General features: G+C 65.1%; 13 protein-coding genes. 7 read left to right on the top strand and 6 right to left on the bottom strand.

Annotated features, from left to right (window positions below; translation table 11 throughout):
- Positions 1-96: 96 nt before the first annotated feature.
- From B9N93_RS23250 to B9N93_RS23230, 5 genes are all read left to right on the top strand, one after another.
- Complete coding sequence (locus tag B9N93_RS23250) at positions 97-369, top strand: hypothetical protein (RefSeq protein WP_085216774.1); 273 nt, start codon at positions 97-99, stop codon at positions 367-369.
- The gene (locus B9N93_RS23245; protein ID WP_085216773.1) at positions 366-1,466 is read left to right on the top strand and encodes a hypothetical protein; all 1,101 of its coding nucleotides are present in this window, start codon (positions 366-368) and stop codon (positions 1,464-1,466) included. Before B9N93_RS23250 ends, B9N93_RS23245 begins: the two co-directional genes overlap by 4 nt.
- A gap of 514 nt (positions 1,467-1,980) precedes the next feature.
- On the top strand, positions 1,981-3,897 hold the full coding sequence (gene ftsH, locus B9N93_RS23240) for an ATP-dependent zinc metalloprotease FtsH (protein WP_085216772.1): 1,917 nt from the start codon (positions 1,981-1,983) through the stop codon (positions 3,895-3,897).
- 145 nt (positions 3,898-4,042) lie between these two features.
- Positions 4,043-4,285 carry a type II toxin-antitoxin system ParD family antitoxin gene (locus B9N93_RS23235; protein ID WP_085216771.1) on the top strand — a complete coding sequence of 81 codons (243 nt, stop codon included), beginning with the start codon at positions 4,043-4,045 and terminating at the stop codon, positions 4,283-4,285.
- On the top strand, positions 4,285-4,587 hold the full coding sequence (locus B9N93_RS23230; protein ID WP_085216770.1) for a type II toxin-antitoxin system RelE/ParE family toxin: 303 nt from the start codon (positions 4,285-4,287) through the stop codon (positions 4,585-4,587). The genes B9N93_RS23235 and B9N93_RS23230 overlap by 1 nt, the downstream gene beginning before the upstream one ends.
- A 369-nt stretch (positions 4,588-4,956) precedes the next feature.
- On the opposite strand, the gene B9N93_RS23225 is transcribed toward B9N93_RS23230, so the two are convergent.
- Positions 4,957-5,895 carry a replication initiation protein gene (locus B9N93_RS23225; RefSeq protein WP_254899522.1) on the bottom strand — a complete coding sequence of 313 codons (939 nt, stop codon included), beginning with the start codon at positions 5,893-5,895 and terminating at the stop codon, positions 4,957-4,959.
- Here B9N93_RS23225 and B9N93_RS26555 point away from each other — a divergent pair.
- Together B9N93_RS26555 and B9N93_RS23220 are read left to right on the top strand one after the other, a co-directional pair.
- Positions 5,873-6,127: a hypothetical protein gene (locus tag B9N93_RS26555; RefSeq protein WP_254899525.1), complete on the top strand. Its 255-nt coding sequence runs from the start codon at positions 5,873-5,875 to the stop codon at positions 6,125-6,127. The genes B9N93_RS23225 and B9N93_RS26555 overlap by 23 nt on opposite strands.
- A gap of 253 nt (positions 6,128-6,380) precedes the next feature.
- Entirely contained in the window at positions 6,381-6,638 is a 258-nt protein-coding gene (locus B9N93_RS23220; protein WP_085216768.1) for a DUF29 family protein, read from the top strand.
- A 230-nt stretch (positions 6,639-6,868) separates the two neighbouring features.
- Here the strand turns inward: B9N93_RS23220 and B9N93_RS25055 are convergent, their stop codons facing one another.
- From B9N93_RS25055 to B9N93_RS26540, 5 genes are all read right to left on the bottom strand, one after another.
- A complete protein-coding gene (locus B9N93_RS25055; protein ID WP_125469188.1) occupies positions 6,869-7,018 on the bottom strand; it encodes a lmo0937 family membrane protein in 150 nt (49 codons plus the stop codon).
- A gap of 125 nt (positions 7,019-7,143) precedes the next feature.
- Positions 7,144-10,905 (bottom strand): GH36-type glycosyl hydrolase domain-containing protein, encoded by a 3,762-nt coding sequence (locus B9N93_RS23215; protein WP_254899519.1) that lies wholly within the window; start codon positions 10,903-10,905, stop codon positions 7,144-7,146.
- 73 nt (positions 10,906-10,978) lie between these two features.
- A complete protein-coding gene (locus B9N93_RS26550) occupies positions 10,979-11,638 on the bottom strand; it encodes a hypothetical protein (RefSeq protein WP_254899518.1) in 660 nt (219 codons plus the stop codon).
- 55 nt (positions 11,639-11,693) lie between these two features.
- A complete protein-coding gene (locus B9N93_RS26545) occupies positions 11,694-11,963 on the bottom strand; it encodes a hypothetical protein (RefSeq protein WP_254899517.1) in 270 nt (89 codons plus the stop codon).
- A partial coding sequence (locus tag B9N93_RS26540) for a hypothetical protein (protein ID WP_254899516.1) occupies positions 11,947-12,162 on the bottom strand: 216 nt, incomplete at its 5' end. The genes B9N93_RS26545 and B9N93_RS26540, both read right to left, overlap by 17 nt.

The following is a 12,162-nucleotide window of genomic DNA, read 5'->3' as shown; positions in this document are numbered from 1 at the left end:
ACATGTGCAAAACATCGGCAACGCGCACGACCGATTGAAAAAGACGCCTCCCTAGGGCGCGAGCGTGCGACGAACACCACCCAGTGAGGCCCAACCATGACCACCCGCGCCCTGCACGCCTATTACTCGACCCATGCCGCGCCCGGTCCGCACCAGCTCGACATCCTGGCCGGCCTGATCGGCCTGGAGGCCAAGAACGGCAAGCGCAACCGCGACGCGCTGATCAAGGCCCACACGGCGTTGAAGGACGCGGGGTTCCTGGCGGATTTCGAGGTGGTGGAGGATTCGGTGCGGGTGAAGTTCGGGAGCGGGTACGGCGGGCCGCTGGCGGCGCGGAGGCCGGCCACGGTCGGGCAATCCATCCCATGAGCGCCCAGCCCGCGCCCCTGGTGCCACCGGCCGACACCGACTTCGAGGGCGGGCAGATCGACCTGTTCCGCGCCTTCCTCTGCAACGGCCCGGCCGAGCGCGACCGGCTTTCCAACACCTTCGACCTGTGGGACAGCGTGCCGCGCTACGCCATCTCCCGGCAGCAGATGGCCAAGATACGCAAGGAAAAGGGCTTCCTGGGGATCAGGCAGGTCGTTTTCCAATACCGGGGGCGCACGCTGGAAGCCCGCATCCAGGCCGCCCGCATCCTCGACGACAAGACCCGCACCGAGACCGACTACTACCCCAGCGCCAACGAGGAACTGGTCGAGGACGCCCTGCGCAAGATCGCCGCCGAGCAGCGCAACGCCTTCTTCGACCGGAAGAACCAGCGCAGCGGGGTGGTGTTCACCCTGTACGCGCTGCGCGAGGAATTGAGGAAGCAGGGGCATGCCCGATCCTACCAAGAGATCGTGCTGAGCCTCAACATCCTCTCCGGGAGCATCATCGAACTCCGCGCCACCGACGGCGACTCCCCCAAGTTCTTCGCCCGCAGCGCCTATTTCCCCGGCATATCGGCGGTGTCCAGGGACAAGCTGGAAGACGATCCGCAGTCGAAATGGATCGTGCAGTTCCATCCTTTGGTCACCGAGGCCATCGACGCCGTGACCTACAGGCAGTTCAACTACGCCCAGATGATGGGCCACCGCACCCAGCTTGCCCGCTGGCTGCATAAACAGCTCTCGCTCAAGTTCACCTTCGCCAGCCTCGCCACGTCCTTCGAGATGCGCTACAGCACCATCCGCCGCGACAGCGCCCTGCTGGACGGCTACGGCCAGCAGCGGCAGGCGGTGGCGGCGGTGGACGCGGCCTTCGCGGAGTTGAAGGCCAGCGGGGTGTTGATGCTGGTCAAGAAAAACGAAATCCGCAGCGCCCGCGGCAGGATCGAGGACGTGGTCTACACGCTCAGCGCCTCCATGGAGTTCGTGGGGGAGATGAAGACCGCCAATAAGCGTCATAAAAATGCTATCGATGTGTCACAACAGGCTGTGGATAAACCTGTGGATAAGTCCGCCACGGACCCCGATTTTCGGTAGGTATAGCTGACGGGTCGAGGCATTTTTCGGTAGGTATAGCTGACGGGTCGCGGTAGGTATAGCTGACAGGTCGTTTTTCGGGGGGGGTCGGCCGGTAGGTATAGCTGACGGGTCGAGGGGGTTTTCGGTAGGTATAGCTGACGGGTCGCGATTTTTTCGGTAGGTATAGCTGACGGGTCGGCCGATTTTCGGTAGGTATAGCTGACGGGTCACGTTTGGGGGTGGTTTAAAACAACCGTTTTGGGGTGTTTTAGGGGTCGTTTTTAGGCCGTTTCGGTAGGTATAGCTGACGGGTCGCGCCCAAAATGCCTCAAAAGCCGCTTGTAAGTCATTGATTTTGAAACAAAAAAAAACTGAAAAAATTTTCGCGCAAGTCCTTATTCTTCTTATTCTTTGTTTTAATCTTCTTCTTAACCGTCGCCGCAGCCTTGGAGAACGAACCGAGCATGATCGCCCACCACCAGCATCCGCGAACACCTCGCGGTCCCGCAATAACCATCTAGAGGAACCCCTTATGAGAGACATGATGAAGAACGTCTTGCTATGGGTGGTGATAGCCGTCGTCCTGCTATCGCTATTCAACGGCTACGGCAAACGCACCCAAGCCGACAACACCATCTCCTATTCCAACTTCATCGCCGCCGTGAACCAGGGCAACGTGAAGCAGGTCAGCATCGACGGCATGACCATCTCCGGCATGTTGGGCGACGGCGACCGCTTCACCACCTACAGCCCCGGCGATCCCCACCTGGTCGACGACCTGTTGAAGAACCACGTCGATATCAAGGTCAACGCCCCGGAACATCCCTCCTTCCTGATGCAGCTGTTCATCTCGGCCTTCCCGATGCTGCTGATGATCGGCGTGTGGGTCTACTTCATGCGCAGGATGCAGGGCGGCGCGGGCGGCGGGGCCATGGGCTTCGGCAAGAGCAAGGCCCGTTTGATCGAGGAAGACAAGATCAAGGTCACCTTCGGCGATGTCGCGGGCTGCGACGAGGCCAAGGAAGACGTGACCGAGATGGTCGATTTCCTCAAAGACCCCTCGAAGTTCCAGAAGCTCGGCGGCCAAATCCCCAAAGGCGCCTTGATGGTCGGCCCGCCCGGCACGGGTAAGACCCTGCTGGCCCGCGCCATCGCCGGCGAGGCCAAGGTACCGTTCTTCTCGATCTCCGGCTCCGACTTCGTGGAAATGTTCGTGGGCGTGGGCGCTTCCCGCGTGCGCGACATGTTCGAGGAAGCCAAGAAGCGCGCCCCCTGCATCATCTTCATCGACGAAATCGACGCCGTGGGCCGCCAGCGCGGCGCGGGGCTGGGCGGTGGCCACGACGAACGCGAACAGACCCTCAACCAACTCCTGGTCGAGATGGACGGCTTCGCGGGCAACGAGGGCATCATCATCATCGCCGCCACCAACCGCCCGGACGTGCTGGACAAGGCCCTGCTCCGCCCTGGCCGCTTCGACCGCCAGATCACCGTCGGCCTGCCCGACGTGCGGGGCCGCCAGCAAATCCTCAAGGTCCACATGAAGAAGGTGCCGGTGTCCGACAATGTCGAGGTCGATTGGCTGGCCCGTGGCACCCCAGGCTTCTCCGGGGCCGACCTCGCCAACCTGGTGAACGAGGCCGCGCTGTTCTCCGCCCGCCAGAACAAGCGGATGGTGGACATGGAATCCTTCGAGAAGGCCAAGGACAAAATCCTGATGGGCGCGGAACGCCGCACCGCCGTGATGAGCGAGGAAGAGAAGCTCCTGACCGCCTACCACGAGGCCGGCCACGCCATCGTGGGCCGCATGGTGCCGGAACACGACCCGGTCTATAAGGTCAGCATCATCCCGCGCGGGCGGGCGCTGGGCATCACCATGTTCCTGCCGGAACGCGACGTGTACAGCGCCAGCAAGCAGAAGCTGGAAAGCCAGATTTCCAGCCTGTTCGGGGGCCGGGTGGCCGAAGAACTGACCGTGGGCCGCGAGCGCGTCACCACCGGGGCGCAGAACGACATCGAGCGCGCCACCAACCTGGCCCGCAACATGGTCACGCGCTGGGGTCTGTCCGACCGCCTGGGGCCGCTGGCCTATAGCGAGGAGGAAGGCGAGGTGTTCCTGGGCCGTTCGGTGACCAAGCACAAATCGGTGTCCGAGGAAACCGCGCATTTGATCGACGAGGAAATCCGCTCGGTGATCGACCGCAACTACGAGCGGGCCGAGCGCATCCTCAGGGAACACATGGACGCCCTGCACGCGATGGCGGAAGCCCTGATGCTGTACGAGACCATCGACCGCCACCAGATCGACGACATCATGGAAGGCCGCACCCCCGGCGCTCCCGAGGGCTGGAACAACGACCAGAAGCCCGGCGGCGGCGCGACCGAGATCAAGCCCGCCCGTGGCGGCAAGGGCGTGAACGACGGCGGGAAACCGGCGACTCAGTTCTGATCGGGATTCCTTGAATGGACATGGAAAAGGCCGCGTGAGCGGCCTTTTTCGTGCCTCGATGTACGAGGGGCCGCGTCCCGCTTGCCGGCACCGGAGTACCAATATATATTCGATATTGGTATTAACAGCCACGGGAGCCACCCACATGCAGAAAAACACCAGCGTGACCCTGGGCACGCACTTCGAGCAATTCATCGCCAGCCAGGTCGGCGACGGGCGCTATGGTTCGGCCAGCGAGGTCGTCCGCGCCGGGCTGCGGCTGTTGGAGGAACACGAAACCCGGCTGTCCCTGTTGCGCCGGGCCTTGGCCGATGGGGAAGCCAGCGGCAGGGCGGAATATTCGCTGGAGGGGTTGATTGCCGAACTCGACCAGGAAGGCACCCATTGATGGGTGGGTTCGTCCTGACCCGCGAGGCCAAGGAGGATTTGAAAGCCATCGCCCGCTATACCCAGGACACTTGGGGCAAGGAACAGCGGAACCGCTATCTGGCGGAGTTGGACCGGGGTTTCCACGCCTTAGCCGCCGATCCGCTCAAGGGGCAGGATTGCGGTGATATCCGGCCCGGATACCGGAAATACCCGGTCGGCAGGCATTTCATCTTCTACCGGGCCATTGATGGCGGCATCGAGGTCGTCCGCGTCCTGCACGGGCGGATGGATGTCCGGGGGAGGATGGCGACGCAGTTCTGATAGGTTTTCCCGCCTAGCCGGATATGGAAAAGGTCGCCCGCTGGGCGGGTTTAATGAGATTTCTAATATTGATGGTATACTGTATTTTACTGAGTATCAATTTTTCATTGCCATAACCGAAATTACGACAAAAGCAAAGAAAAGCTGAATGGGAATTCGCGGGGAATTTTTCGTCATTTTTAAAAACTCCATATAAGGCGACCTCTGACCCGCAATTTTTGCACGATCAGATCGGAGTTGCAAACCCACTAAAATATAATTTGTTGAGACCATGAGAGCTAAAACAGGTTTTGCTGCGGTCTTGCTGTTCGATTCTATTATTTCGAATAATTGTAAAACGATAAATTGGGTCTCGGCCTGTTCTACCCGCTAACCCACCTCCATCCTCCGTTGCCGCTTCCGGCAGAACCCCACGAAGGCCGCGTCCGGGTCGTTGGGCCGGGGCTTCCCCTTGATCCAATCCCGCCATTCCGCTTCCAGGCCGTAGATATCGAAATCGGGCGCGGCCTGCTTGGCCTTCTCGTAGGTCCGCGTGCTGAGCAAAATGCCAAAAGCGGACATCGGTTCCACCGGCGGCGGCACGGGCGGTTCCAGGCGGGGTTTGATCTGCTTTTCCAAGGCCACGCGGGTATCCAATTTCTGGATAACGAAGCGGATGCGCTCGACCGCTTTCCCGCTCTTGAGCGCTTCCATCTGCGCCGAGAAACCCGCGCCTTCCGGGTTCATGTTGATTTGCCTGATACCGGGTTCCAGCACGAAGCGCTTCAAATCCACATATCGATCAAGCTTGTCTTCCGGCACCTTCAGCCATTGCCGGAGCTTCGTCAGTTCGATTTCCAAAACCGGATTCCGCAAATTCGCCACCGATTCCAGGATTTCGTAGAGCGTCACCGCGTATTTGCCGGACAGGGCGATGAGGAAATGAATCCGCAACCGGGCGAAGCGGCGGGGTTCTTTCAAGACGGGTATCAGGCCAGCCGGGAACTCGAATTTCAAAACCCCATCGGCACGGGCCGCCTCATGGGTCGCGGCGTAGGAAAACAAATGCGCGATGCCGTGCAGACGGTCCTCGCCTTCCACTTGTGCCCATTCAACGGAGGTCATGGCCAAGCGTTTCGCGCTTTCCCAAATCCAGCCTTGGCTGGTATCGCTGTGGTGTTCCTCAAATACTTTATTGATGCGGGCCACAGGCAATTCATGGATGCGTTTCACGCCTAGTTCATCCCAAACCGCGTGGACTAAGAAGGCATAGAGCTTCCTATCCCTTTCCGTATATGGACCTTGGATGTTGACGATGACGGCGGGCATTGCCAGGGGAACGGTAGCCGGATTGTGCGGCGTGGCTTCCCAGGGGCTTCCGGTGGGATGCACTGGAACGGGTGGAGATAGTTTTGCGTTGTTTTTGGATTTACTCATGACGAAGCCTGCGGGTTGGAGATTGCCGGACACGGTAGAGACTGATCATACCTTGAAAGGTGAAAATAAACCTGATATCCAGTTTTCACTTTATCTGTGGATAACCCTGTGGACTTCGGATTGAATTTCTCACTTTTGGGATTGAATTTCTCACCGTTCGGATTGAATTTCTCACCGATCCAGATTGAATTTCTCACTTTTGGGATTGAATTTCTCACCGCAAATCGCGCAAGCCTTTGATTCAAGCTAGAAAATTTTCGCCGAACACTGAACACTGGTGGATGAACATCCAGAACACCCAGAACACCACGCGCGAGGGCGCTTGTGGACAAGTGGGCGCAGCGGGTCCAGGAGAGTTAGAATCCCCTGGTCAGCATATGAGCCGAGCAACGCCGCAGATGCTTTACGACACCGATATCGTGGCCTGGGCCAGCGAACAAGCCCGGCTCCTGCGGGCGGGGCGCTTCGGCGCCCTGGATTTGGAACACCTGGCCGACGCGGTGCGCGAAACGGGGCTGGGCCGGGAGTGCTTCCCGGAAAACAACCCCTGGACCGTGGAGCGAAGCCTTGACGCGGGGTTCTGGCCGGAGTTAGTCCGGGCGGGAAGAGGGATCGACAGGGGAAAGGCCGCGTGAGCGGCCTTTTTCGTGTGGTCGAAAACGCGGTTCGCGATGGATGCGGCTCGCAGGCTCACCGCATGCTATAAGCCCACCGCCATCCTCCGCCGCCGCGTTCGGCAGAACCCCACGCAAGCCGCCTACCGGGCCGCGCATCTTCTGGATGCTCCGGGCGGCTTCCTCCCTGGGAAGTCCGGTGATGAGGACGGCACCATCCAAGGCCATGCGGGTTCAGGTCCGACAGGCGGCTACAGCGGGCGGCGCCCCTGGATGATACGCACCGCGACCATGATGACCGCGATCACCAGCAGGATATGGATGAATCCGCCCAGGGTGTACGAGGACACCAAGCCCAGGACCCACAGGACGATCAGCACGATGGCGAGGATTTCGAGCATGTCGGCATCTCCTTTTCCAACAGCGTCCGGCGGGAGGTCGGAGCCTTGGGGCCGGACCCGCCGCCGCCGTCGGTGCGGCAGGTCCGGGGCCGCGACGGGCGCAGCCCCCCGGATGAAACCATGCGCTAGCCCATGACCACGCGGACCCGGTGTTCCCGCCCGTCGTCCGCCAGCGGGATTCCGCCCTGGGGCGGCAAGGCTTCGCCATCGAGTTCCAGCGCGGCGACGCCCCGGCGGACGCCCTGGGGATTCTCCACCGCGATCCCGTAGCGGGCCGAACCCCGGCGCAGGCTGGCCGCGAAGCCCGGCCAGGCGGTGGGCGGGCAGGGATCGACGAACAGCGTCCCGGCCCTGAGTTCCAGCCCCAACACACCTTCCACGGCGGTGCGGTAATACCAGCCCGCCGCCCCGGTATACCACGTCCAGCCCGCCCGCCGCGCATGCTCCGGCCCGGCGTGGACATCCGCCGCCAACACATAGGGCTCGCCCCGGTAGGCTTCCCGCCCCGCCTTGTCCGCGCCCCGGTAAACCGGGTTGAGCATCCGCAACAATTCCACCGCCCCGGAACCGTTGTCCAGGCGGGTTTCGGCCAGGGCGCACCACACCGCCGCGTGGGTATATTGCCCGCCGTTCTCGCGGGTGCCGGGCGGATAACCCGCGATATAGCCGGGATCGGGTGTGGCGTGGCTGTCCGGGTCCGCGCCGCGCCGGAACGGCGGATCGAACAACAGCACCAGGGAGTCGCCGCCGCGCACCAAGCGCTCCCACACCGCATCCAGGGCCCGCCGCGCCCGTTCCGGGTCGGCGGCCCCGGATAGCGCGGCCCAGCTCTGCGGCAGGGAATCGATCCGGCATTCGGCGTTGGCGGCGGAACCCAAGGGCGTGCCGTCGTCGAACCAGGCCCGCCGGTACCACGCCCCGTCCCAGGCCGCAGCCTCGGCCGCAGCTTTGAGCCGCTCCGCGTGGCCGCGCCAGCGGTCCGCCCGCCCGGCATCGTCCCGCGCCGCCGCCAGGGGAATGAAGGCTTCCAGGGCCGAAATCAGGAACCACGCCAACCACACGCTTTCGCCCCGGCCCGCCTGGCCCACCCGGTTCATGCCGTCGTTCCAGTCGCCCGCGCCGATCAAGGGCAGGCTGTGCGGACCCAGCGCGAGGCTGGCGTCCAATGCCCTGGCGCAATGTTCGTAGAGGCTGGCCCGGACCTCGGAAAGGGTCGGCTCGAAATAGGCGTCCTCCCGCTCGGGCGGCAGCGGCGGGCCGTCGATGAAGGGGATTTCCTCATCCAGCACGGCGGCGTCGCCGCTCACGTCGAGATAGCGCACTGCGGCCACCGGCAGCCATAGCCGGTCGTCCGAGCAATGGGTGCGCACGCCCCGGCCCGTGGGTGGGTGCCACCAGTGCTGCACATCGCCCTCGGGGAATTGCCGCCCCGCCGCCCGTAGCAAATGGGCGCGGACCCCGGCGGGATCGGCGGCGGCGAGCGCCATGCCGTCCTGGAGTTGGTCGCGGAAGCCATAGGCACCCCCGGCCTGGTAGAACGCCGCCCGTGCCCAGACCCGGCAGCCCAGCGCCTGATAGACCAGCCAGCGGTTCACCAGCAGGTCCAAGCCCCGGTCCGGGGTCTGGATTTGCAAAGCGCCGAGCCGTTCGTCCCAGGCCCGCCGGGCGCGTTCCAGGGTCTCCGCCGCCGGGATGGCCCGGTGCCGCCGGATCAAATCCAACGCCCCGGCCCGGTCCGCGCCCTGGCCCAGCAGGAACACCACTTCCGCCGTGCCGCCGGGGCCGAGTTCGATCCCGGTTTGCAGGGCCGCGCAGGGGTCCAGCCCGGCCCCGCAGCGCCGCCGCAAACCGGCCCGCCGCCCCAACAAGCCCGCCGGGGCGTCCAGCCCGCCATTGCGGCCCAGGAATTCCTCCCGGCTGGCGGTCCAGGCGGTTGGCCGGCCACCCAGGTCGGCGAAGGCCACCCGCCCGCCGAATTCGGCGCTCCAGGGATTGCGAGCCAATAGCGCCCCGGTCGCGGGGTCGGATTCGGTGACGACATAGGGCGCGGCGGCGGGGCGGGAATTCCCCAACGCCCATTCGGCATAGGCCACCACGCTCAGCCGCCGGGGCCGCCCGGAAGTGTCGCGCAGGCGGAGGATCGAGACCTTGACCGGGTCCGCCGGGTCCACGCATTGGGTCAACGCGCTGTGGATGCCGTGCGAGGCGTGGTCGAACCGGCTATAGCCCTGGCCGTGGCGGATCAGGTAATGCCCACCCTCGACCCGGATCGGCAGGGCGGTCGGGCACCACAGTTCGCCGCTGTCCTCGTCGCGCAGATAGAACGCCTCGCCGGGCGGATCGCCGACCGGATCGTTCGACCAGGGCGTGAGCGGGTTTTCCCGGCTGTTCAGGCTCCAGGTATATCCGCCGCCGGATTCCGTCACCAGGAAGCCGAAATCCGGGTTGGCAATCACATTGGTCCAAGGCAGGGGCGTGGACTGGCCGGGACCGAGCCGCACCACGTAGTCCCGCCCGCCGTCGGTGAAACCGCCCAGCCCGTTGAAGAATTCCAAGGTGGACGGGTCCGGCCCGGCCAAGGCGTCGAGGTCCGCCGGTCCCGCGCCGGTCCAGGGCCGCCGCAAGGGCGCGTAGCCCGCCGGTCCCCGCGCCCGCCGCAGCAATTGCTCGGCCAGGGTGCCGCGCCAGCCCGCCAGTACCACCCGGGCGCTGGAACGCAGCAACAGCCGGTCGGCCTCGTCCAGCCAATCCGCCCGCACCACCGCCACCGCGCCGCGCACAGGGTCCGGCCCGGCCCCCGACAGCGCCCGCTGCGCCCGCGCCAAGCTTTCCAGCAAACCGCCCAGTTCCTCGGCGTAGGAAGCGTCCTGCTCGCACAGGAACACCAGATCAACCGCCAAGCGCTTGGCCCGCCAATATTCCTGCGCCCGCAGCAATTGCTCGGCCAAGGCCCGCTGCCCGGCATCGCCGATCCGCGCCAACACCATGGGCCGGTCGCCGGAAATCCCATGCCGCCACAAAGCCCGCTGGCCCAGCGTGTTCAAGGCCAGCACCGCGCCCGAGGGACGCAGCGCGGCGTCGGCGTACAACAGCCGGTTGGCCAGCGCTTGGAAGAGCTGGGCTTCGTCGGTGGCGATGCGTAGATGGCGGAGTTGCACCTGGGCCTGGGTCCAGGCCAGGGCCGATACCCGGTCGAACAGGGCGGGGTCGCGGTATTTCAGCGCCAATTCCTGCAAATCATCGCGATTTTGGGCCACGAAGGTGGTGAATACCGTATGGGCGACCGCGCCCGGCTCGATCCGCAGCCGCACCCGGAAGCAAAACACCGGGTCCAGCACCGGGCCGACGCTATTGCCCAAGGGTCCGCCATCCTGCAAGGCCAGGGGCGAACGCACGCCCCGGCCCCGGCCCAGGCAGCGCATCCGGTCGGTTTCGTACTCCACGCCCGCGTCCGCCGCCACCCCGGCCAGGACCTGCCCGGCCCAGCGTTCCGGCTCCCCGGCTCCGCGCGGCCGCCGCCGCGCCACAAGGCCACGGCCTGGGGTAAATATCCGGTGTCCACAAACAGGTTGGAAAACACCGGATGGGCGGCATCGGCGGCGGGCGGGGCCAGCACGATCTCGGCGTAGGAAGTCAGTTCCGATCTCGACCGGCGCCGGGCCGTGGTTGGCGAGGCTGAGGCGGCGGATCTCGGCGTCGTCCTCGGGGGACACCACGATTTCCAGGGTGGTGGCGATGTCGCCGGTCGGCGCGGGCGATCCGCGCCGGTCCTCCAGGAAATCCACCGCGTAATGGTCGGGGACCGCCGCCGTGGCTGGTACCCGCCGACCAGACCGGCCCGTGGCCCGGTTCCGCAGATAGAAGAACGCGCCCCAATCGTCGCGCACCGGGGTCTTCGCGCCAAGCGTGTCACCGCCAGTTCGTTCCAGGCGCTATAGCCCGAGCCCGCCGCCGTCAGCATCAACGCGTAACGGCCATTCGAGAGCAGATGGGACGAGGGCAGGGCGGATGTCGGGGAAGGTCGCTGGCGTACCGGCGGCTGGCGACCTGGGCCGCCTCGCCTGGTCCAGGCGAGCGCGGGCTGTGGGTATCGAGTCCCCGCGGGCCGCGCTCGTGCAACAGCAATTCCGTGGCCTGGATCAAGGGCACCCGGTGGAAGCGCCCGCGCATCGCCCCGTCGTGGACCACATCGGCCAGGGCGACCAAGGCCATGCCCTGGTGGTGGCCATATAGCAGCGCACCACCGCACCCCTTGCCGTTCCGCCAGCCGCTCCGGGGTGAAATCCAGGGCTTCGTAGAAGCCATAGCGGACCCAGCCCGCCCAGGGCTTCCAAGCGGGCGTAGTTTTCGGCGGCGGCCTGGGCCGTAAAGCGCCGCCAGGGCCGTGGCGTAGGGCGCGACCACCCAATCCCGCGCCAAGCCGCGTTTCATGCCCAGGCCGGGCACGCCGAAGGCCGAATATTGATAGGTCATCCCGGCGTCGCGGGCGGCGAAGGCCGATTCCGAAATGCCCCCAGGGATGCCGCGCTGGCGTCCGTATTCGATCTGGCGGGCGACCACCCGGCGGCAGGTCTCGTCCAACAGGCTATGGCGCGGAGTGAAGCCGACCAGGGAAGGCATCAGGTACTCGAACATCGAGCCCGACAGGACAACAGCACATGGGCCGCCCACCGGGTCATGCGGCGGCCCAGCCGCGCCCAATGGGTGCTGGGCGCTTCGCGCTTGGCGATGGCAATCTGGCTGGCAGCCGCGCTTCCGAGGCCAGGAGGTCGTAATAGGTGCCGTCCAGCCGCCCCTCGTTCACCAGATAGCCCAGGCTGAACAGATGCCGGGCCGGTCGTACAGGAAACCGGAAATCCATCTCCCCGGAACAGGCGTTCGGCGCGTCGGCCAGGGCGTCCAGGCGTGCGGCCAGGGCCGCGCCCGCTTCACCGGCCTCGCCCAAGGGGACGTGGCCGGCGCGGCCGGGTCCAGGCTGTCCAATCGCGGGCGTGGGAGCGCAAATCGTCGCGCAGCAGCCCGGCCCAAGCCGCAACCTCCGCCCTGGCGGGATCGTCGGGCACCGCCCCGGCGTAGCCCTGGGCCAGGGCGCATAATTCATCGGCGCAGGCCAGCGAACGCGCCCACAGCGGCTCCCAGCCGCC

This window comes from Methylomagnum ishizawai, from assembly GCF_900155475.1.
GTDB lineage: Bacteria > Pseudomonadota > Gammaproteobacteria > Methylococcales > Methylococcaceae > Methylomagnum > Methylomagnum ishizawai_A.
Note: the sequence above shows the minus strand (reverse complement) of the source record. Positions and strands in the feature narration are given on the sequence as shown.